This is a genomic window from Okeania sp. SIO2F4, from assembly GCF_010672385.1.
In the GTDB taxonomy this organism is placed as follows: Bacteria; Cyanobacteriota; Cyanobacteriia; order Cyanobacteriales; family Microcoleaceae; genus Trichodesmium.
Map to the genome: position 1 here is coordinate 1 of NZ_JAAHGT010000042.1, position 24,036 is coordinate 24,036.

Below are 24,036 nucleotides of genomic sequence, written 5' to 3' on the forward strand. Positions count from 1 at the left end.
AAACCAAAAAATTAGTGCCATCAAAACACCATCAGGTCAACGGCGTTATGGTATTGACTCCTACATCCAAAAGACAAGGACTGTACCTAGAAAAACTGTTTTGTATTGTCGGGTTTCCAGTAATGCTCAAAAATCTGATTTAGATAGGCAAGTATCTGAATTACAGAATTTATATCCTAATGCAGAAACAGTTCAAGAAATAGGAGGAGGATTAAACTTTAAACGTCAAAAGTTGTTGAATTTACTATCACAAATTTGTGCTGGTGAAGTGGAACAGCTAATAGTTACTCATCAGGATAGATTAGCTCTATTCGGCTTTGATTTATTCAAATGGCTATGCGAGCAAAATAATTGCGATTTAGTTGTTTTAAACAACACGGAACTTTCTTTTAAAGCTGAAATAATTGAGGATATTTTAGTAATATTGCAAAGTTTTTCTACTTGCTTACCATCGTTAAAAAAGTACAAAAATCAGATTAAAAAAGACATGGAACTATGTTCAAAAATTAATAATTAATAATTAATACTTACCTCTCATGGAAAACGGATAGGATTGACCCTTAAGGAAAATTTTTTCTTTTCTATTGGCTGATTGGATATGGTTAGGTAACCCATCCATCCCATCCTACGGAAAGCTCCGCTCGGCGACAGCAGTTTTCGGCGCTTGAGCCGACATGAAACGCTGCGCGACATGAAAAACGTAGTTGTTCGCTAGCTAAACGACCGCTTTTTCTCTTTAAATATAAGGCAATAAAGCCGAATTGATTAATTATCAATTATCCATTATCTAAGCATATTGAGGTGAAATTTAAGCTTCTATTCTTATCCTCCTCTCTTTTATCTGCCAAGATTTCACTAACTAAAATTACGGAGTAAAAAAATCATGGAAATAGTATTAGCATTACTAGGAGTTTTCGGTCTAGGAACTGGTGCAGGTGTATTTGTAATTCGTAACCTTTATTACATTTGTCAACCAAGTGAAGTCCTAATTTTTGCTGGCAGTCGTCACCATGTTGGAGACACCAAGAAAAAAGTTGGCTATCGCCTTGTTAAAGGAGGTAGTAGTATTCGCGTGCCCCTATTAGAACAAGCTTTCCGCATGGACTTGAGTAATATGATTATTGAACTCAAGGTTTATAATTCTTATTCTAAAGGTGGTATTCCTCTGACGGTAGAAAGTGTGGCAAATATCAAAGTTGCTGGTGAGGAACCTACTATTCATAATGCCATTGAGCGGTTACTCGGAAAATCTCGCCAGGAAATTGAAAAATTAGCCCAAGAAACTTTAGAAGGAAATTTGCGCGGTGTGTTAGCTTCTCTGACACCAGAACAAGTGAACGAGGATAAGATTGCTTTTGCCAAAAGCTTACTAGAAGAAGCAGAAGACGACTTGGAAAAATTAGGTTTGGTATTAGATACTCTGCAAATTCAGAATATTTCGGATGAAGTGGGATATCTTGATTCTATCGGTCGTAAGCAACAGGCAGAACTTTTACGAGACTCTCGCATTGCTGAAGCTAAAACTCAGGCAGAGTCAGTTGTTAGAGCAGCAGAAAACCAGAAGAATACTTCTCTAAAACAGATTGAAACTGAGATTGCTATGGCTCGTGCAGAGGCAGAACGGCGGATTCAAGATGCGATGACGAAACGGCAAGCTGTCGTAGCTGAAGCTGAGGCCGATGTAGGGTCAAAAGTAGCCAGAACTCAGGCTGAAGTAGCAGTACAGAAGGAGCGGATCAAACAGGTTGAACAACAGTTACAGGCGGATGTGGTTGCCCCTGCGGAAGCAGAATGTAAGCGGGCGATCGCTCAGGCTAAGGGTAATGCTGCTGCTATTGTTGAACCAGGGAAGGCACAAGCTGAGGGTATTCGCAAATTGGCTGAATCTTGGAAAGCTGCTGGTGAAAATGCGCGGGAGGTTTTTCTGTATCAGAAGTTGGAAGAGTTGTTGAAGATTATGGTGTCTACTGTGCCAGAGGTTGAGGTAGATAATGTAACTGTGATTAATGCTCAAGGTGGGAGCAATGCTACAAAAATGGCTGCTTTCTTTGAGGAGTTAAAGCAAACTGCTGGTATTGATGTAGCTGCTACCCTGGAAAGTCTGACAGCAGGAACGGATATAGCTCAAATCAGAAATCAGAAGTCAGAAGTCAGAAGTCAAATTCGCAGGACAGACTAAATTTGAGAGGCGTGGGAATGTCCTAACCGTCCTAGTGGCTGCTATAAATCGGAAAATTTAAGCTGATGCTTTCTGCTCAAAACTTGACAAATCTAGAAATTTAAACAGTCTTTCTATGTAGGGTGTGTTGCAACGCACCCTACAAGATTCTGTCCATATTTGTTGATAAATGTTTACCGAATAATTAATAATTAATAATTATTAATTAGACCTCTCCAGAAAAGAGGGAACGCTTAACTGGGAACAGGGCGGGAGTAATTGATAATTTATGGATAAGCGTACATTTTTTCCAGTTGCTGTTGCTTCTTTCGCATCTTTCGGACAAACTGTAAAGTTTTTTTGATCGTGGCTTCTAAGTCTTGAAAATCTATGGGTTTGATTAGGAAGTCAAATGCTCCTCGATTCATTGCAGTTCTAATATTAGTAAGATCGCCATAAGCAGAAAGCACAACTGCTTTAATATTGTCATCGATATCGGATAGCTTACCTAGTAGAGTTAAACCATCCATTTCTGGCATATTAAGATCGGTTAGAATAACATCAATCTGGCATTTCTGCTTGAGTTTATTTAAGGCTTCTACCCCATTTTGCACAAACACAAAATCAAATTCCTTGGCTCGAATATTTTTCCGGAAGCGCTGTTTGATTAGCCGTTGAAGTTCAATTTCATCATCAACGACTAGGATTTTTGCTATTTGGGGTTTTTGTTCTTCAGGGGTTGCTGATTGAGAAACAATACTATTCATCTAATATCTAAGATATATAACTATATATAACTATAAATTAAATTGCCAAAAATCTTGTTACAGTGATATTAGTCTATTAAGTACGCGATCGCGTACTTAATAGACCTCTGGTGGAAAAGAGGGAGTAGGGGCGAAGAGCGAATCGCCCGTACGGGAGTAGGGGAAAAGAATTGATAATTTTTGCATATGGGATTGATTTGATTTTTGATTATCACCGTAAGCATTCAGATGTCAGTTATCAGTCATTAGCTGATAGCAAAATCAAGTCTGAATCAATGATAATAAAAAGCATTAGTGAAAAATTAGGTAGTCTCAGAAGCCGACCAAGGATTTTATGAGTTTAGCCGACAGCTTGAATATAAAACTCAATGGTACGGCTCTGAATTAGTAATCGTTGATAGATTTTTCCCATCATCAAAAACTTGTTGCAGGTGCGGTCATGTTCAAGATATGCGGTTAAGCCTAAGAACTTATGAGTGCCCTGATTGTGGGATATCTATAGACCGCGATTTCAACGCAAGTATAAATTTAAGGAATGCGGTCGGCTTGACCGTTAATGCCTGTGGAGGTCCTGCTGCCGACAGTTCCGGTGGAAGCAAGGGACGTTGCATGCAACGTCCGTACACAGTAAAATGTCATATTATGCGGTGCGACCCCGCGTCGGCCCAAGACGCAAGGGAACGCGCACCAAGAGAGACGTTTGATGTCGGTTTTATCAAGCAGTTATCCGAAATTGATAAATTACTCCAGGAACGTTGTCAGCAAGATGTTGATACCGTGCTTCACTGGTCTGGAGATTGGTGTAAAGACGGGCATTTTTCAGGGAGATGGCTGCTTGGGTACAGAGGAAATTGAGAATCAGGAGGCGATCGTCGGTAAAAACGTCACTGGTTAATTGATTTTGCAAATACAGAATCCCAATCAATTCTCGTTGATTCAGCAGTGGCCAACATAGAATACTCTGAGGGTATTGCTGACTCAGATACTCATCTATGATGGGTAAATCCGTTTTCAGATTGTCAATCATTACCATCTCTTGGGTATTTTTGACATACTGAATTAGCTTGACGGGTAAGTTGGGATAGCCTTCCAAGGGTTGTGTGCTAAGTTCAACGTTTTTTGATGTGGCGATGGTTTCAACCTGCCATTTTCCTTGATCATTCGGTAGGATTAAGGCACAGCGATCTCCCCCAGAGTTTTGCAGAATAATTTGAGTTAGTTGCTTCAGAAGTTCCTCTAGTTGAATGATACCTGACAGACTTTGAGAGGCTTTGATAATTGTAGCAAGGTCAAGAACTACATTAGTGCTGCTACTGGAATAAGAGCTACTTTTTGAGGAAATTAGGAGCGAGAGATTGGCAGCTAGAACTTCAGCCAGGGTTTCGAGTGGATTCATAGTTATTTTGCCTACTGGAGAAAAAAATATGTCGAATTTGCCCTCAACGTGAGCCTGTAGAACCATCCCGGATTCTATGTGCAATTAACCGGATTTGATATAAAAGGCAACAAAGATAAAAGTGTACCTCACACTTACTGAGAAACCCTATATTAAAAACTTACATCATGTTAATAAATAATATTTATAAATAAAAAGTTGAAGTCTAGCAAAGTTTATGGTATAAGGGATAACACATTTAATATGGTAACCAGAGTAAAATTAAATTGGGTATCACTTCCCCAATAAATCTGCCAAATTGGCAACTACTCCCCAATTATTCTGGATAAGATTTAGTTGTATCAAAGCACTCAAAAAAAATAAGGTTAAAGTTAAGTTGTTTAAAGTATCCTAGGAGTTAGACAAATAGACTCAAATATAGATAGGTATAGGTTTTTACGTCAAAAAGGCATAAATCCTTTTCTGGCGAAGATTTTCATGGGGAATGATGCCCAAACAGCCTTTTTGAGAGCATTAACGTTATCCCCTCGCCCAGACTGACTTTTCCTAGGTTATGCTACCGAAACAGAGATTTTTTTAATCAGTAAAATGTTGATAGCGGTTTTTATTAACTTAACAACTTAAAATAGAATACAACTATCAGGTCTGTAACTTACAGGGCTTACGCAACGACACTAATTATAGTGGGTGTATCTGGAATAATGACGAATTTATACGCTATATATAGCGGTAATGCCTAAGTCCTGACTTATAAAACTGCAAACATACTTATCTTTATTTCCGTAGTCTACCTTTGTGAAAACCGCTATAAGCACCAACGTAAGATGTCCGGTATGGACTGCTTCTAGTTTTTAATTTATCATTTTGAGAGGTATTTTTTATGAAAGGTTTAGACTTGAGTCAAGTAAAGTTTGATGCAAAGTCAAATAAATTTGATCTGGGGATACCGCTCTTCAACCCCAAGTCCTCTACCATAAAGACAGGTAAGGGAGCTGATAAGCTAATTGGTACTGACTATGTACATGGTGACTTTGGTGTGGGAGTGCTTCTTGGAGCAGGAGCTCAAAACATCAACTCTGTTATTGCCTCTGCCGATTTTAGTGGTAGCTTTAAGGCTGCTGCAAACGGTATTAATAATAATGGGATTATCAAAACACAACAAGGACGCGATCTATTAAAAGGTACGGCAATATCAAACATCTCCGCTGTAGCACAAACAGTATCTGAAGCCATAGCTATTGCTGATAATGCTGATACTAATGTTATTACTGATGCTTTTGCCTCCATAAAACTTAAGTCTACTGCCGATGGTATTGATAACTCTGGTGGCGAAATTTACAACGGTCAGGGTAAGGATGGTATTGATGGCAATACCTTCGGTTCTGTGGCAGCAGTCGCCACAGCGAGAGCAGATGCCTCAGCAATTGTTGAGGCTATTGCCGAAGCCCCTGTTTCAGATGGTGTCACAGCTTTCGCTGGAGCATTTGCTCAAAGTTTAGCTGAGGCAACCATCATTGCCAGAGGTATTAATAATAAAAATGGCTTAATTACTACGGCTAGGGGTGGTGATACTATCACTGCTACAGCTACTTCTAGTGCTGCGACCTTGTCACAATCTGCTGCGTTTGCTTTGTCCACTGCCACACCGGGAAATCAAGCTGCGGCTGTTTCTGTTGCCGATGCTTTTGCCGAGGTTGAGGACAAGGCGATCGCTATTGACAATACCAATGGCGAGATTAAGATGGGTAATGGCAAGGATAGTCTAACTGGCGAAGCAAGCGGAACCAATTCTTACGGTATTTTTGGTGGCTACATTCAGATGGGCGATGGAAAGGATACTCTAATTGGGGAGGCAAACGGAAGCAATTCTTACGGTATTTTTGAGAGCCACATTAAGATGGGCAATGGAAAGGATACTCTAATTGGGGAGGCAAACGGAAGCAATTCTTACGGTATTTTTGGTGGTAACATTAAGATGGGTGGTGGAGCTGATACCTTAGAAGCTTCCAGTTTTGGAGGTGATGTCAACGTTAACATGGGTAATGGGAAAGACTTTGTTGAAGGTTTCGGTGACGCTATAATAAATGGTGGTGACGGTTATGATATACTCAGCCTTGGATCTTACAAAATAGAGCAATTTGATAATATTAGTTTCGGTGCTAATAACAATAAAGTTGATTTTGAACTAGATGGTATTACTATGAATACCAAAAAGTTTGAAGAATTCAGTTTTGATAATGGAAATACTACCTTAACCCATGATGAATTATACGATCAATTGATGTTAGTCCTGTAGATGTAGCGATCAAATTATGAAGAGGTGATATAGCTGTCCCTAGGCTCCACCCTTCCCACACTTCCCACACTCCCCCTCTATTTTTCAAGAGATATGATGTTGTTAGACTTCAACTTTTTCTTTCCAAGGTTTCAGACGTGACTCTGAATTTGGAGCGTAATCATACACCCAATTTTGAAACTTTTCACGTTCCTGCTGTGACTGTTGGTTTGTTTGTTGAGTAGGTTGATAATAGCGTTTTTCACCCTCCGCACTACGGGTTTGAATAATTGCTGTACGTTCGATGCGACGGTTGTCGTAGTTTGTAAGTGCAGTGTGTAAATCTGGGAAATTGTACAAACACTCAGCAAGTTCGTAAGCGTCTTCAAAAGTAGTATTAGCTGCTCTATAAAACTTATACAAAGCGTCACATAAAGTGACAACTTGATGTTTACTTCCTGTTTCTACTGAGGCCGTCGGCGGTTACTCATCAACAGGCATTCATGCACAGGCATTCACGGTCGAGCCGACCGCATTTCTTAAATTTATACTGGCGTTTAAATCTCAATAAGATTGACAACCCACAATCTGGGCAGTTATAAGTTCTCAGGTTTAATGGCATATCTTGGACGTGACCGCACCTGCAACAAGTTTTTGATGATGGAAAGAATCTATCAACTACTACTAACTTAGAGCCGTACCATTGGCATTTATACTTAAGCTGTCTCCGAAATTCATAAAATCCTTGGTCGGCTATTGATTTCGCTAACTTATGGTTAGCTAACATACCCTTGACGTTTAAATCTTCTATGACAACACTGCCGTGGTTTTTGGCTAAATATGTTGTCAGTTTATGAAGTGCGTCATGACGGATGTTTGCTACTTTTCTATGCAACCTGGCTATCTTCCGTTGTGCCTTTTTCCAGTTAGCAGAGCCTACCTCTTTATGACGATTTAGGTATTGCTCTCTTGATAACTTAGCTTCAAATTTATGATACGATCTCACACTCTCAAATACTTTTCCATCACTTAATGTCGCTAAGGTTTTCACACCTAAATCTACACCAACTACATCAGTTTTTTTGGGTGTAGTGTGAGAACGAAATTCATAGCTACAACTGAGATACCAATCCGAAGCTTGTCTGCTAATAGTGATTTTTTTAGTTGTTGCCTCAATGGGTTCATAAGTTTTGACCATACCAATAAAAGGTAATTTATGATTCCATCCATTTAGTTCTATTGGTTTTCGGTGAATTATCAATTGTGAAAGAATCAGACCTACCCTTCTTTTTAAACTTTGGGTATTTTCCTAATCCTTTAAAGAACCTTTTAAATGCTTCACCTAAGTTTCGGAAAGCATATTGGTAAACTTTAGATGACAGGTTTTTCATCCAGGGATATAAAGGCTTTGTGTGGTTAGTAAAAACCTCTCTAATTATACGAATGTTTGGCTTGTAACCATCAATATATGCAGCATTCCATAAACTTAAACCCCAATTATAACAGAAACGTGAGTAGCCTAAGTGTTGAGCCATCAGAGTTTTCTGCTTGTTATTAAGTTTGAGCTTGGTTCTAATAGATTTCATTTACTTGTAAACACAGCCGATCTAATAGTACGGTTTATAACTTATTATATCGTTATTCTTTGATTAAGTCAATGCTCCCACATTAAGCAGGTAAACTATACTTTCTTCTCCTTTCATCAAGATGACTTCATTATCTAGTAGTAACTCCTCTTGATAATTGACAACAGCTCGCCAATACATACTACCCAAATATTGAGGTTGACCATCACCTATCAATATTTGTCTAACTGTAGAGTTTACTCCATCAGCTCCAATGAGCAAATCTGACTCGACAGTTTTTCCATTCTCAAAGTGGGCGATCGCGCTGTTTTCATTTTGTTCAAAGCCAATACAACGATGATTCAGGTGAATTGCTTCTGGTGGTAGCTCAGATGCCATAATCTGTTGTAAACGCCACCACCAAATAGTCAAAAATGGTTGTCCGTATTTTATCATTATGGGACTTTCGTAAGCCGTAATAGTTTTTCCAGTGCTTGTTTTCAAGGTTGTTCTCTGCACTTGACAACCCAAACGTCTTAGTTTATCTACTAAACCAGGTTTAATTGCATCAAGACATCTCAAACCATTAGGTTTTAAAGATACACCTGCTCCTACTAGACGAAATTCTCTAGCACGTTCGTACACATGGGTATCAATACCTTGTTTTCTCAGAGCGATCGCTGTTGCTAGACCACCAGGACCCGCACCAATAATGGCAACCTTTTCCACAAGTGGTTTAGAAGTTTCTCTCATTTTGCTTGTTTCCTTCTTTTTGCTAAACAAAAAACTAAAAAATAGTCTACTATACAACAAATATATTCTTAAAAATATTTTCTTAAATTATCGTAATATTCTTGTTTCTTAATTTTGTTTATGTTATGATACTGAAAGAAAAAACAAACTGCTTATGAGATAGCAAAAAGCAAGTTTCAAGCAGCAAGTTACTTCCAAGGAAGTTATATTAATGAGTTTACCTGTTCAGGTTTCACCAGCGACCAATGATCTAACCTTGTCCCAAAGTCAGACGTTGGCAGAAGTGGTGAAAGTCAAAATTCAGAAATCTGAGGTAGTCCCCAAACTAGATGTCTATTTTCTCGCCGATACAACCGGTAGCATGAGGACAGCGATAGCTTCAGTCAAGAGCGGCATCATGGACATCCTAACCCGAATCCAGTCCCTAGGATCTGATGTCTGGTTCGGGGTTGGCGACTACAAGGACTTTCCGGCTCCGGTTGCCGATGAGCATCCCTACGCCTTCAAGCACCAGTGTAGCTTGAGCGCCGATATCACCGCCGTCACAGCGGCGATCAATGCCTGGACGACCACTGGCGGTAAAGATACTCCTGAAGCTCAATTCTATGGGCTAGATCAGGTGGCCGAATCACCTGGTGGCCAGATTGGTTGGCGTGCCGATGCCAAGCGTATCATCGTCTGGTTTGGTGATGCCGCCGGTCACGACGCAGTATGCAAGGAAATCACCAACCTATCCTACGACATCACGGAGGCATCGGTCACTGCTAAGTTGGTTGCAGAGAAGATTAAGGTGCTGGCACTGTCCATGAGCACCAACTATCGTGCCCCGGCAGGGCTAGACGACGATCCCAAAACGAGAGCAACCGCGTATAAATCTAAGTGCGGAGAGCCTGGCGGAACCCCCGGACAAGGCACCAGGATAGCCAATGCCACCGGTGGCAAACCGATCCAAGGTGTCGATGAAGATACGGTTGTTGAGCAGATCGAGACTGAGTTGATAGCACAAATCGCTGCGATCGGGAACGTGCGCTTGGTAGCAAGCGGTGCAACAAAACCTTTTGTGCAAGCGATTGCACCTGTCACGGGTTACAGTTCCCTCAGCAGAGACCAAGACCATGAACTTGCCTTTGATGTCTCCTGGGTTGGCACTGTGTCCGGTACCAGTGAGCCCCAGGTCTTCAACGGCTCTCTCGATGTCATCGCCGATGGAGAAGTTGTTGGCGGTAAGACAGTCAAAATTACAGTACCATTTTCAGCTCCACCACTACCCCCAATTTATCCCGAGGAGGATGTTCCCATGATACGCCCAGACAATGTTTCCGGTACCTGGATGTTTATTCACCAAGTGACTGGCACTTATATGCAAGCTATAGGTTACAATCCCAATGTCAACGATTATGTGCATCTCTGGAACCAAGATCCTCCTAATACTAACGCAGGGTATCAAGGACACCTGTGGGTTCTGTCCAAGCAGAGTGATGGAACTTACCGCATCCAAAACTGGGAGAAAGATGTCACCTTTAAGGAGCAATTGTATCTTCAAGCACCGGCGAAACCTGGGGTTGATAAGATTGTAACTTTGCAACGCCTCAGCCAAAGTGAGTTGCAGTCTTGGATATTGGTTCCAGTCAGTGGCGACCCCGACACTTATGCTATCCAACCAAAGGCATTCCCTGAATATGCCATAGGTACTTCTACCAATGCTTTGACCAATGGCATAGCACTGGTAACCAACCGCACCTGGGGAAGACCAACTTTCCATCAATATTGGCGACTGAGCAAGGATTACACTGGGGGGAATTAAAATACTTTCTCCCTGAGCAACAGCTTATTTAGTTGTCATCTTGACGCTTCATATCAAATCCGCTTGAAGAGGAGTAACAAGAAACCGGGTTTATGGGAGTTAATTGCTAGTATCAATATCCCTGGCAATTTAAGGCAATAACACCTCAAAAAATGGGGGATAGTTTGAAATTTTTACAACTGTAGCTTATAATGAGTTTCGGAAGTTCTCGAATAGCTCTGAACCTCAAATAGCCCAATAGCCCACGGTATGGTTTGACTATCAGGAGAAGTAAATCAATAAGATAGGGTGGGCTGCACCCTATTTGACGCTTGTGAACTGGCAAGAGCCGACTCTCCAGGTTAAAGCAAGAAGCAAAAATCAATCCTGGTCAAACCTGGTTTGACCAGGATTGTGTAGGTTTTGTACAGCAGGATGTCAAGAATGAACATATAATAAATAATGCTTAATTCACAGCAAGATAAATATAAGGAATCTGAGAAAAATTTACATAAATGGAATGATGAGGTAGATGTCATTGTGATCGGTAGTGGTTTTGCCGGTTTAGCCGCTGCCATTTCTGCTAGAGAAGTAGGAGCATCCGTAATGGTTTTAGAAAAGCAAAATCATTGCGGTGGTAATTCTTTATTTAGTGATGGAGTTTTAGCAACAGTTAATCCGAATTTTCAAGGTGAAAATGGATTAGTTGATTCTCCTGATTTACTTATGCAAGATATGTTAAGTGCAGGACGTGGTTATTGCGATGAAAAACTAGTAAATATCTTAGCTCATCAAGCAAATGAGGTTTTTCAATGGCTTGTTGAAGACATTGGATGTTGTTTCCAAGATCGTGTAGATAAATTTGGTGGGCATTCAATGCCTCGTAGTTATACACCTTGTGATGACTCTGGCAAGGGAATTATTAAACCGATGTTGGCTAAATTCAAAAGCTTAGATGGTAAGATTAAACCTAATACAAGTTTTAGAGAATTCCTTACCAATGAAAAGAATGAAATCACTGGTGTGGTTATTCAGTCTGTTCAACAAAAATCAACACTTTCTCTGGAATATATTAAAGTAGGAAAAGGAGTTGTCTTAGCTACTGGTGGTTTTTCGGGGGATATTTCATTCAGAATCAAATACGATCGGCGTCTCAATGCTGAAGTTGATCATACGAATATACCTAACACTACTGCCCAAGGAATGTTACAAGCCGTAGCACTAGATGCTCAAACAGTCAATTTAAACTATATTCAACTTGGCCCTTGGACTTCGCCTGACGAGAAATCTTATGGTACGGCTCCAATTTTTGCTAGTTACGCTGTATTCCAATATGGATTTATGGTTGATGTAGCCACAGGTAAACGATTTGTTAATGAATTAGCAGATAGAAAAACCTGTACAGATGCCATGTTTAAACTCTCACAGCCAAGTGTTGGTATTGCAGATGCTCAGGGTGTCGAATTAGCTGGAAAAAGTATTAAAAGTGCTTTGAGGCGTGGTGTTGTGAAAAAATTTGAGACTTTAGAGAATTTAGCAGAGGCATATAACATCCCTGTTAAGACTTTATGTGAAACACTACTTGAATACAATACTTATGTTGAGACTCAGTGTGATGTGGCATTGGGCAAACCTATTCCTGAAGGTAGCAAACCATTAAAACCTCCATTTTATGGCGTACGTTTATACCCAAAGGTTCATCATACAATGGGTGGACTCAAAATTAATGCAGATGCACAGGTGCTTAATTCAAAGGAGAAACCAATTAAGGGTTTATATGCGGCTGGAGAAGTAACAGGTGGTGTTCATGGTGCTTGTAGATTAAGTACCTTAGCCATAACAGACTGCCTTGTATTTGGTCGTATAGCTGGCCGCAATGTTGCAAAGGAGTAAAGTTATATTTTATAATTGGTATTGCTGAATCAAGGTATGAAAATAAAAACTGAAGAATCTCAAATATTTTTGAGCAATCGCCAAAAAATACAAATCATACCTCAAATTAGCAACGCCTAAAGTTCTATGGGTAAATATAATTTAACTTTTTAAACAATGACTCAAACAACAGTAAAAACAAATCAAGAAATTAAAAGTATTCGTCCTCTCACTGATGAGGAAGTTACTCGTTTTCATAAAGATGGTTTTATCATCATCAGAAATATGTTCTCTGCACAAGAGCTTAAACCTCTTCAAGAAGCCCTGAAAAAAGATCCTACTATGGGAAATTCACAAACAGCCGTAATATATGAGGACGGCAAGAGTTGGAAAGTTTCAGCTTGGACAGACTTAGGGGAAACTTTTTTGGGCATTATGCCTCGTACAGCAAGAATTGTTGATGCTATTGAGTTACTATTAGAAGAAGAATGTTACCACTGGCACTCAAAAATTGTGCTCAAGCAACCAGGTGATGGTAAAGTTGATTGGCACGCTGATTTCTCTGCATGGTATCAGGATGGATGCCTTTACCCTAATATTATTACTTGTTCTATTGCACTAGACAAGAATGATATTTCTAATGGTTGTTTGCAGATACTTCGTGGTTCCCACGTTATGGCTAGGCTAGATGATGTGACTAGAGGTAATTCTGTGGCTGGCGATCCGGTTCGTATGGAAAAAGCTTTTGAAAACCATGAATTGGTGTATTGTGAAATGGACGCTGGTGATGTTTTATTTTTTCATGCTAAAACGCTTCATGGTTCTGATGGCAACAATAGTCATGAAGTTCGTTCTTTAATGCATTCAACTTTTAATGCACGATCTAATGAGCCTATTTTTCGTGAACGACAACAACATCACTTATATAAACCACTAACTAAATTACCAGACTCTGCACTAAAAGATGCTAATTGTTCAGCTTTTGATGCTCAAACATTTCACGGAAAGGAAACTGACGGTAATAAAAGGAAAGGTATATTTCTAAGAAGATTGCCCCACAAAGAGTGAAAACTGCTTTACTGATGACTTTTCTCGGAACTGGTACTAATATCAATAACAATGTTAGGTTAGGGTTTGGGCGTTGCACAGTGACGAATGATTTTAGATTTTTGATTGAATTGAATTTTGGATTAATCAATTGCTAGAATGATTAACTAGCTATCAGCTTTCGGCATTTAGCTGGAGCGCTCTTCAATTCGAGGGTAACGGTCCCCCACAAGAGGAGCGAAAAAATTAGTGGTGCGCTTTGCGTGGGGGGAAAGAATCCCCCATTACACACCTCGAAAAGCTGACTGCTGTTAGCGAAGCTCCTCTGAAAGAGGCTAGCTGAGTGCTGAGTGCTACTTCAATTAATAGTTTTTTTAGTCAAAGTATCAACTAATTTTTGGCAATATCATTCCATAATGTGCAACCCCCGATCTTTTGCTTGTTTTATCAATTCTGGTAGCTGACGTTCGACTGTAGTGGCAACTGACTCCCACATCATTTCTTGGATAGTCCGCTTGAAGCTACTCAACCATTTATAGTATTGTTGTTGCTGCATACCCCGCCGAATTTCATAACGGTCTTTAGGGGGACGTTGGTTTTCTCGCTCAAATTGTGGTTTGACAGTTTCTTCATATACTACCTTCAACTCAGGCAGCATTTTTGTAGACATATATTTTCTCAAACTGTAGGCAAAGTTTTGTCATGCTAATTCATCGTGATTAGCTTGTGGTATCATGGGATGAGCCAATTTTGTGTTCATAAGTTGGTATTACTAAAATGCTGAGGAGTATTTTACCGAGATCCTTGAAGTTAGTCAATAAAGATCTCCAAAAAAGAATATAGGAATATAGGATTTTCTATAGAACCCATTTGGTATCTCCAGTAGGGACGTTGCATGCAACGTCCCTACTCTGTAACGGCAAAGAATTGATGCACAACCGAAGAAAAATAGGAAGCAATCTCCTACAGCGGTTTTCATTTCAGTAGACCACAGTAGGGGCGATTCGCGAATCGCCCCTACAGGGTTTTGGTGATGACGATGTGGTTTATCCATTTGAAAAGCGCTGTAATCTAGAATCCGGTTGAACAGTCGTCCGCAGCGACGAAGCGGAAGCAATCTCCGCGCACCTCTGAGATTGCTTCCTTCCACAGAGTTACCTTCGCTGCGGACTTAGCTATAGTAATTATCCATATTTGATATAACACTTGACAGCGGTTGCAAAATCAAAATCTCGTTTCATATTCAATAGACAACACAGCATTATCATCAAAATTACTACCACCCCGGAGACGCACTTTATCATTAATTTGATAATTCACAGACAACTCTGATGCTTCAAGTATAGTTGCGGATATTCCGAGTTTATTAGTTACATCAATACCAACCTCTAGACCCCAACCTAAACTGTTAGCACGTTGCGACCCACTTTTAGGAATACTCGCAGGAAATATCCGAAATTCACTTAATCCCGTCGCTTCAATAATATCCTGTTGTATGTTACTAAATAGAGCGGTACTTGCTACATTTGCTAATGCTAAATTTCTGTCTGCACTGAGAGTATCAACAATATTACCTCCTAATAAACTGACTATTTGTGTTTCTGTTCGCTGTGGAGAACTTGTTAACTCTAGGTTGTCCTCTAATTCTGATAGCGGTCCTGTTGCTTTAGCCGTAATTTTAATTCTCTGACTACTATTCAAAGTTCCTGGTGATGGAGCGTCTATTGTTTCAGCGGAAAATGCCGTACTCGACCTTGTTGCTAATGAACCACTGCTTTCAAAAGCTGATGCTAATAACTGTACATCTACTATGGGATCGAGTCCATTTCTGGGAATAAATTTTGCTGTATTGTTATAGTTAGGATCTAAACGCAAATCTGTACTAAATAAATTAATTGTACCTCCTTCTAAGTTAATCGTACCACTGGGACGAATGTCGGTGAGGGTGCCATTTATCCGTAAACCACCTGCAACTTGAAAATTAGCCAGTCCTGGACTAATCATCTCTAGGCGATCGCTCAATATTAACTGGAAATCATTCAGACCAACTTCAAATTCTCCCATACCAAAGTTGACTCCATCTGTTTGATTTTCTCCTGCATTCGAAGCAAAGTCACCAGCTAAACCTGCTGCTTGATTCAAAAATATCTTACCTTGGGATACCTCAACGTTACCACCAACATCTGGTTGCAAAGCTGCACCTGTAATTACTACTTTACCATCAATACCACCTTGAAACGCTCTTTTAAAGTTTACGTTAAGTTTTTCTAGGCTAATTGTCAGAGGGTTATTGATATCTCGATCTTGGCTGCCTAAAGGTTGGAGAAGTGGTAATACTCCAGCAACTTCAACCACACCATCACTAATGTTTCCTTGAATTTCTTTGACTTTGATACGATCGCCATTAAATAAAACTGTACCCTCTACGTCTGTTAAAGGTTCCGGAAATACTGCTGCAGTGATACTAACATCTACAAATTTGGCATATCCCTCTGCTCGTGGTTTTTGTAATGTTCCTTTTAGCTGCAATAATACATCTCCTTTACCTGAGTCTACAGTTACCTGGTCAGTCAAAATATTTACTATTTGGAAGGCGTCATTTTTGACATTTACGCTGACGTTAATTATATCGCTACCTGGGTCAACTGTAGCGAATGGTAAGTCAATGGGTACATCACCTCTATATAAAATGGGGTCTCCAATTATAGAAAGACCTCCACCAAAACGCAGTCGTCCGAAATTGTAACTAAAATCTGTTTGTGCATTTTCTATAGGTTGTTGGTTTAGAGTTCCATCTACTATTTTAATTTCACCTATAGCTCTGGGGTCTTGAAAATTTCCGCCTAGTTCTGTTTCCAAATTCAACTTTCCTGTAATATTGATATTTGGCGGTACATAACTCTGGGCAAATTTTTGTATTTCTGCCAAGTCTACATTTTTTAGTTGTAATTTCCCACTTTGATTTTCTGGACTCAAGTCTCCATTAAAAGCTAAGGATGCTTCTCCTACTTTCACCTCCAGGGGTTTGACCGTCAAAATATCATTTTCATACTTACCCTGTACGAGAAAATCATTTATTTTGTAAACTCCCCAACTCCAGTCACTACCTTTGATATCAAATTTCCCATCAATACCAGACTGTAAAGATCCTTCTGCCATTATTTCGCCGGAATAAGTAATATCTAGATCTGCAAGGGGTGGTATTGGTATGGGAGTGTTTGGTTGTTCGCTTTCTTGCTGTTGTTTGAGCAATGCTTGAATTTCGGCAAACCGACGGAGTTGCATCATTACTGGTGTATTTTCTGGAAAACCTACTGCTGAGGTTTGCATATCTGCTGCATTGCCATAATTTGGAGTTGCTATACCTCGAGTAATATCCTCTAAGTCAAACCATTGCATGGCAGTCAAAATATCTTGCACTTCTCCTTTTTCTATATTGAGAGTCGCTGCAAATTTTGGATTAGAAATAGCAGCAGGTGAATTAATATCAACCATTGCTTGCAATACATATCGACTTTCACCTAATAACAATGTGCCATCATTAAGATTTGCTTTTCCTTCTGCATAATTTATATCTGCTGTGAAACTTTCAGCATCTATGTAACCAATGCCAGGTTTTGCCACCTCTAAGTTTCCATCTGCTTTGATAGAGTTAATATCGAATGTTCTCAAATTAGATAGAGCTATTTTTGCTGATGCAACTCCCGTAACTGCACCGATACCAAATTGTTCTGCTGGTGCTATACCTAATAACTCCAGAGGAAATTTTTCTAATGTTACTAGAAAGTTCTCTCCTTGGGTCACTCCCGCGAGTTTTGCTTGGTCGCGTTTAACTAAGAAAGCAGTGGGAAAATAAGTTTCATCTAATTTTTCTAACACTAATTCCAGACGGTCATTATTACCAGCAATTTTAACGTTTACTCCTTGAGTAATTCCTGCTTTTAATTTGCCTGATAATTCGGAATCAAAATCTACTGAATTTACTGCTAAATTTCTCAACGCTACATCACCAACTAAGTTTAAATCTGTAATAGATTTTCCGATAACTTTTCCATCAAAGTTGACTATACCTGTTAATAATTCTCCGTTTTTTTCTATGGGTAAGTCTTTCGTAAATTTCTCTATTGGCAAAGATGCTAAATTAAATTCTGACAAATTGACATTAATATTAATTCCAGAAATAGCGGGAGGTTTTTGTGGAGGAAAATCTACACCTACTATTCCATTAGCATTAACTTCTGGCGGAATAGTAACTTTTTCTATTTCTATTTGCTTGCCATTCCAGCCAAACAAACCATTGAAAGACTTTTGAATAACTGGTAATTCTGAAAGTGTTAATTTTGCTTTTGCTTCAATCGCTTCTGGAGTTAAATTTGCCAGACTTCCCGATAAGTCAATCTTACTATTAAATAATCCACCAATTATAGGTAAATTTTCAGCTTGCCCTAATAATTTTTGAGTTTGTCTAATAGCAGCAACCGCAGGTTTTGCCTCTTCTTGTTTTTCTATTGCTGCGGAAAATTGCTCTAAAGGAATTTGGTCTCCCACTACAGCAGCTTGCCATTTTTGACCGACTAATTCCCCAGTAATATTTACTGCTCCACCCTCAGCAAAAATTAGTTTTCCTTCTGCTTCAGCAGCTATAGCTTCTGGGTTTAAATTTTCCAAATTTCCAGCTACTTTTGCATTACCAAGAATATTCCCATTTATTGTGTCTAAAGAACTTAAAATTTCTGGGGGAACTACTCCAGTTTCTTTAGCTATTTTTTTGACAAAACTTAGAGGAATAGGGTCGGCGATCGCTACTCCTTCAAAATTCCCTTTATCTAATTTACCCGTAGCGTTAATTATATTATTTCCAATTATTAATTTTCCAGTTCCATCAGCAGCTATGGCATTGGGATTCAAATTATTGAGATTAGCAAATACGCTTAAATTCCCAAAAATTTCTCCTTCTATTCCTGTGGGTAAAGTTGCGCTAGGGGGGAGAGGAACTAAACCAGTTTTTCTAATTGTTTCTTCTATAGTCCGTAAACTAATTTTGTCTGTTTCAACATCAGCAAAAAAGTTCCCTCGCTCCAGTTTGCCATCAACATCAATTTTATTCCCATCAATAAATAGCTGACTTTTAGCTGTTGCAGTTATTGCCTCTGGAGCCAAATCTGTTAAACTTCCAGACAAGTTAGCATTGACATTTACTTGACTATTTAAAGATTTAACAATAGGAATTTGAGCTTGTAAAGTTTGGATTTGATTAGCTTCTACTGGTACTAAGCCGGATACTAAAATTGACTCCCCTAAATCTAGAAGAGGATTTACTGCTAATTTACTACTATTAACTGAGGCTTGAAAATTTCCTCGATTTAATTTTCCTTCAGCGTTAATTGTTCCTCCAGCAATAATAACTTTGCCATCCCCATTAATAGTAATTCCTTCAGGAGTTAAATTATTAATATTTCCAGATACCGTCGCTCCACCTTGAACTTTTCCCTCAGTATTTATTGGTAAAATATTGGTTTTGGTGGCAACTAATCCGGATTCTGTAAATAATTTTTCTACAGCAGTTAGAGATATTTGATTTGTGTTAACTGTGGTTTGAAAATTCCCTCTGTTTAAGTTGCCTGTGGCGTTAATTGTTCCCGCTTCAATTTTCAGATTTCCCGTTAAATTTCCTGTGAGATTTTCTTTGATAAATTCTGGGTCAAGGTTAGTCAGATTTCCTGATAAATTGACCTTGCCATTTAGCTGACCGTTGAGAGATTTTACTCGTGGAATATTTGTCTTAATTAGATTTAATTGTTCCTGGTCAGTAATGATTCCTGAATTTACCGCAGATAAGCCTAAATCTAGTAAAGGATTAATTGGCAATTCTTGAGTATTAACTAATCCTTGGAATCCACCATTATTAACCTTGCCACTAGCATTAATTGTGCCATTAGCCAGATTAACATTGCCGTCAAGATTAGCTGTTACTCCTGCCAGACTTAAATTATTTAGACTCCCAGATACAGTTGCTTCACCATTAATTATTCCATCAGTTCGACTAGATAATATTGGATTAGGACTTATAAGAATATCTGAATTTCTAGCAATTCTTTCCAAACTACTTAAACTGAGTTGAGTAGCTATTCCTTTTCCTTGCCAATTACCATTATTTACTTCACCATTCAGATTAACTTGACCGCCAGCAAGATTAACTACCCCGCTCCCATTTCCTTTAATACTATTAATTGAAAACTTACTTGTCAGACCAGAAAAATCAGCTTGACCATTAACAATACCTTCTAATCCTGATGGCAAACCCAACGGTTGTAAAGGTTCTAAATTATCTAAATTAATTCGATTTGCTGTGGCGTTGATTTGCCAATTTTCCAAATTAGCATTGCCATTAATATTAACCGTTCCTCCACCAACTTTAACAACAGTATTTTTAATATTTGCCTGACTATTAACAATATCAACCGCACCACTCAAAGGATAAACTGCTTTTGGTAACTCCCATTGAATTTGCCCTTTGAGACTTTCCAACAGACCAGAAATTTTTACCTGCGTAGAAAAGTCACCAATGGGAAGAGGTGAAGTGATGTTGTATTCTTGAGCGATCGCTTCCACTGGTAAATTTTCCACCCGCAAGTCTAAGTCAACTATTGGGGAAGAGGGGGAAGAGGGGGGAGAGTGGGGAGATGGGGAAGAGGGGGAAGAGAGGGAAGAGTAGGGAGAGTGGGGAGATGGGGGAGAGGGGGAAGAGTGGGGAGAAACAACAAGACCTCTACTGCTTTCTTCTGTTTTTTGGGGTTTGGAGGAGGGTTTGGAGACCAAACCCCTACTGGTTTCTCCTGTTTCAGTGACATTTAATATCCCTGCATCCTGACTCCCAACTTCTAATTTCTTACTTTTGACTTTTGACTTTTGACTTTTGAATTCTAATAACTTCTTACTGTTGACAAGTGACTTTTGACTTCCAACTTCTAATTTCTTACTTTTGACTTTTGAATTTTGAATTTTGAATTCAGAAATGCTGCCTTTCCCACTAATTTTCCCTCCCACTACTGGGTTAATTTGTAAGTCTGAGAAACCAGCAGTCACATTAACAAGTTGAAACTCTTGGTTTAACTCAGGACTAATAGTAAATTTAGTAGCAATATCTTTAAATCTTAACCTGTCAACCCTAGTGAATTCAGTAGTCTCAACTTTTCCTGACACGACTGGTTTAAGTAAACTTCCAGAAATATTTACATCGGTTTTTACTTTCCCTTCTAATAAAGGTCTAATATTTTGAATTTGACCGTTTATCTGCTGTAACTGTTGTTTAGTTTCTGCTGATGAAGTGTTATTCGAGAGAAAACTAATTTCTCTTAGCGCAGTATCAAACAGAGTCTCAAAAGAAACAGGCAAAACCGTAGCCTGCAAATCAAGTTTAATATCTTGTAAGTCTAAATCTCTTCCTGTTTCCGCTGCACCTTGGAGTTTTAACCCAATATCCCCGTAGTTCGCATCCAAGTTTTCCACATTAACTTTTGGCCAAGCAAAATTAGCAACCGTATTCAGGTTAACCGAGTTGCTCAGAATATCCGTATTAGCTTTCAACTCCCGTAAACGAACCTTTCCTTTAACATCCTGCAAAATATCTGCAAAATTCTCAGCTATTTTAACCTGAGTGCGGAGGTTCGCATCTAACTCCCCACTTTCTACATATATATCGGGAATATTTTCTATAGCTAATGCTAACGGAGCAAAAATTGGCAGTTGCAACTTTTTTGCTACAACATCAGCATCAATAACGAAAGTTTTGAGATTAGCATGAGCGTTAACCTTAAAATTACCACCATTTATAACCTTGCCATTAAGATTTATTAACCAACGTTCTTCTTCATCTTCAGCGAGAACTTCACTTTTACCCAAATCTAACAAAATTGGAGTAGCAGATTTTCCCTTTTCCGACGGCTCAATAGTAGCATTTAGTTTCGGGAAACTTAGCCTTTCGATGTCAATATCTAATGGTGGAGGAGGTAACTCTGCCAATTGTGGTATGGCAAATGAACCATTAGCTTCTTGCTGTACAATTGCTTGAGATTCTCCAAATGTAATATCCAGTTTTACAGTTCTGAATAAAATTGGCCCAAGAGGAAATGTGACTTTGACAACTTCTGTAGAGGCACTAATTGAATCAGTTGAAGTTGGAGGTAGGGATGATGGGCCAAACTCTATGTACCCCAGGCCAAACTTTTTCAGTTCTCCCACTTGGACTGGTCTTTGCATTAGCTTGGTTAGACTATCACTGACCATTGGGGCCAATTGATTCTGTACAAACCAGGTTCCTGCGATTCCCCCTGCTACTGAGACAGTAGTTAATCCGAGACCACTGATAATTATTATTCGTCTCCATTTTCTGGACGCGGATGTGTTGGTTTTGTCTACTGTAAAATCTTGATTGTTTGTCATATTCAGTAATGGGTAATGTTTCTTAGTGTTTAAGTTATAGAATGTTATAAAATAGTTATATGTTGATGTAAAACGGATGTTATGTGTGTAGGTAAGAAGTCAAATCATTCAAAATTACTCAACTAGCGTTGCAGGATTTAGTGATATAAAAACTTTTTTTATTACCTCATATAAGGTGTTTTCTATTAAACAGGTGTTTATTGAAAGATATAAAACTTTCTACCTGGGCATTAATAGCAATTGATTGTGGAAACAATGACACTATATCAATTAGAATCATTTATGCGAAGAAAAAAAAAGTGACGCTTGTCTTGAACGTGTTTGAGAGTCATGTGAAATAATAAACAAAGATGGGGGAGGGGGGAAAAGAAAAAATCAATAGTAGTGGACCAACAAGAGTGTGATTTAAGTTTACTTATGTTATGCGTCATTAAACATTTGCGATTAAACCGTATGTTAGTGTTGATATTAAGTGAGAAACGTATTGGTTTGAAATATTAACAAAAGGGGTGGGTCAAAAGGTCAAAGGGATAAGGAGTATATTGAATGTAGGACGCATAGGAAGTTAAAAACAAATAATAGTTCGATGTAAGATTTGTAATGGAGTGCGCAAGTAATAAAGAAAAAGTATTCGCGATCAAGAATCCTAGTCTGTAATCCCCGAATATAATAGGTGCGGGAATCTGGTGTAAAAGCCCAAAACAGCATTTTTATCTACTTCTTAATTTGTCACAACCTATGCGCGGATTGCTATATAGATTTTAGGGTGTGTTAGACAACCACAATCTTAGATAACAAAGGTATTTAATAATCAGCAGTTGTGCCCGATCCTTTGATTTTCAGGATTTATTTGGCTTGAGTCCGATGCGCTATCTCGAGGTACGACGACTTAATGCAGTGCGACAACAGCTGAAGGCAAGCGAACCAGAAAATTGTACTATAGCTATCCTCGCCAGTCAATTTGGGTTCTACAGTCCGAGTCATTTTACTAGAGATTACAAAACCATGTTTGGGGAGTTGCCTTCAGAGACGTTGCAAAACAAAAGAATATCGTATAGCTAGATAAAAATCTGCTCAAAATGACCAATCTTGAGAAGGTTTTTATACCATGTTCGGTAAAACAGTTATAATTAGACTTGTAGTTGGGCTTGAGCAAAAAGACAAGTAATTAAAGGGCGAGAGCAAAATTACAAACAAAAACTTTATTATAAGTAATTATCCGCAATTCGTGGCTCCCCCGGAGGAGGCACATGATATTATAGATATTTAGTTAGAGTTTAATACCGTTAATAAGTTGAACATAAATCTAGTATATCACAATAAATATTTAGTTATTTCTAGCTTTGTCTAATTATTTTAATACTGCCGATTATCCCTATTGAATAGAGATTAATCATCCATATAGCAGTTTATTATATGGTCAACTAAAAATATTTTAATTAATATTAATATAACCTATTTACCTAGGTATAGCTCCTAATTTATTTATCAAAAAAATATTAAATAATAGTATTTAACAGGATTTAAATACTATTATTTAATATCAAATTTAAGTGTCTTAAAATTGGTAAAAAATAATCCAATATATCCAGCTTTTAAGCATTTTAAAAAATGGGTAGTCTATTAAAATTTTTTGAAAAAACAACTACAGTGTCGATCGTGAACTTCATAATTATGTCTAACTTCAGATAAAATTGCTATGATATAGTAATCAGGAATCAGATGTGAGAATTGAGGTGTTCCTTAAAAGTATAAAATATAGCAGTTATCTTATTGAATAAGATACATTTTTTTCTTCTTCTGTGTTCCCTGTTCCCAGTTAAGTGTTCCCTAAAAGTATCCAATATCTCACAACTCAAATCATATTGCTGTAGAACTATTAGACCTAATCAGGTACAAAGTTTTAGGACTCTAGGGAATAGAGAACAGTGATGAAAATTAGTCCACACTATATTAACTTGCAATATGGTGTAGAATA

The 24,036-nt window shown here is 38.6% G+C and carries 13 protein-coding genes and 2 pseudogenes; 8 read left to right on the forward strand and 7 right to left on the reverse strand.

The genetic code is table 11. From position 1 onward, the window contains the following. On the forward strand, positions 1–517 hold a 517-nt coding region (locus F6K22_RS04840; RefSeq protein ID WP_293093988.1), incomplete at its 5' end, for an IS607 family transposase. A gap of 366 nt (positions 518–883) precedes the next feature. Further along, complete coding sequence (locus F6K22_RS04845; RefSeq protein WP_293093991.1) at positions 884–2,179, forward strand: flotillin family protein; 1,296 nt, start codon at positions 884–886, stop codon at positions 2,177–2,179. Between the two features lie 266 nt (positions 2,180–2,445). Here the strand turns inward: F6K22_RS04845 and F6K22_RS04850 are convergent, their stop codons facing one another. Then, positions 2,446–2,925 (reverse strand): response regulator, encoded by a 480-nt coding sequence (locus F6K22_RS04850; protein ID WP_363272861.1) that lies wholly within the window; start codon positions 2,923–2,925, stop codon positions 2,446–2,448. A gap of 342 nt (positions 2,926–3,267) precedes the next feature. Here F6K22_RS04850 and F6K22_RS04855 point away from each other — a divergent pair. Continuing rightward, positions 3,268–3,444 (forward strand): annotated as a pseudogene (locus F6K22_RS04855) (zinc ribbon domain-containing protein); the annotation flags it as partial. Positions 3,445–3,640: 196 nt separating this feature from the next. Here the strand turns inward: F6K22_RS04855 and F6K22_RS04860 are convergent. After that, complete coding sequence (locus F6K22_RS04860) at positions 3,641–4,321, reverse strand: GAF domain-containing protein (RefSeq protein WP_293093994.1); 681 nt, start codon at positions 4,319–4,321, stop codon at positions 3,641–3,643. Between the two features lie 880 nt (positions 4,322–5,201). Between F6K22_RS04860 and F6K22_RS04865 the strand changes: the two genes are divergently transcribed. Beyond that, a complete protein-coding gene (locus F6K22_RS04865; RefSeq protein ID WP_293093997.1) occupies positions 5,202–6,617 on the forward strand; it encodes a hypothetical protein in 1,416 nt (471 codons plus the stop codon). A gap of 102 nt (positions 6,618–6,719) precedes the next feature. On the opposite strand, the gene F6K22_RS04870 is transcribed toward F6K22_RS04865, so the two are convergent. The 3 genes and pseudogenes from F6K22_RS04870 to F6K22_RS04880 all read right to left on the reverse strand — a co-directional run bounded on the left by F6K22_RS04870 (position 6,720) and on the right by F6K22_RS04880 (position 8,914). Further along, a complete protein-coding gene (locus F6K22_RS04870; RefSeq protein ID WP_293094000.1) occupies positions 6,720–7,019 on the reverse strand; it encodes a hypothetical protein in 300 nt (99 codons plus the stop codon). 78 nt (positions 7,020–7,097) lie between these two features. After that, positions 7,098–8,182, reverse strand: a pseudogene (locus tag F6K22_RS04875) (RNA-guided endonuclease InsQ/TnpB family protein). A 63-nt stretch (positions 8,183–8,245) separates the two neighbouring features. Continuing rightward, on the reverse strand, positions 8,246–8,914 hold the full coding sequence (locus F6K22_RS04880) for an FAD-dependent oxidoreductase (protein ID WP_293094004.1): 669 nt from the start codon (positions 8,912–8,914) through the stop codon (positions 8,246–8,248). A 211-nt stretch (positions 8,915–9,125) separates the two neighbouring features. Here F6K22_RS04880 and F6K22_RS04885 point away from each other — a divergent pair, with 211 nt between their 5' ends. From F6K22_RS04885 to F6K22_RS04895, 3 genes are all read left to right on the forward strand, one after another. Further along, positions 9,126–10,718, forward strand: coding sequence for a hypothetical protein (locus tag F6K22_RS04885; protein ID WP_293094007.1), 1,593 nt, complete (start codon positions 9,126–9,128; stop codon positions 10,716–10,718). Between the two features lie 441 nt (positions 10,719–11,159). Continuing rightward, positions 11,160–12,590 (forward strand): flavocytochrome c, encoded by a 1,431-nt coding sequence (locus tag F6K22_RS04890; RefSeq protein WP_293094009.1) that lies wholly within the window; start codon positions 11,160–11,162, stop codon positions 12,588–12,590. Between the two features lie 156 nt (positions 12,591–12,746). After that, on the forward strand, positions 12,747–13,637 hold the full coding sequence (locus tag F6K22_RS04895; protein ID WP_293094012.1) for a phytanoyl-CoA dioxygenase family protein: 891 nt from the start codon (positions 12,747–12,749) through the stop codon (positions 13,635–13,637). 385 nt (positions 13,638–14,022) lie between these two features. Here the strand turns inward: F6K22_RS04895 and F6K22_RS04900 are convergent, their stop codons facing one another. Together F6K22_RS04900 and F6K22_RS04905 are read right to left on the reverse strand one after the other, a co-directional pair. Next, positions 14,023–14,286 (reverse strand): hypothetical protein, encoded by a 264-nt coding sequence (locus F6K22_RS04900; protein WP_293094014.1) that lies wholly within the window; start codon positions 14,284–14,286, stop codon positions 14,023–14,025. A gap of 554 nt (positions 14,287–14,840) precedes the next feature. Further along, positions 14,841–22,058: a translocation/assembly module TamB domain-containing protein gene (locus F6K22_RS04905; protein WP_293094016.1), complete on the reverse strand. Its 7,218-nt coding sequence runs from the start codon at positions 22,056–22,058 to the stop codon at positions 14,841–14,843. 810 nt (positions 22,059–22,868) lie between these two features. Here F6K22_RS04905 and F6K22_RS04910 point away from each other — a divergent pair. Further along, entirely contained in the window at positions 22,869–23,120 is a 252-nt protein-coding gene (locus tag F6K22_RS04910) for a helix-turn-helix domain-containing protein (RefSeq protein WP_293094019.1), read from the forward strand. Positions 23,121–24,036 lie beyond the last annotated feature (916 nt).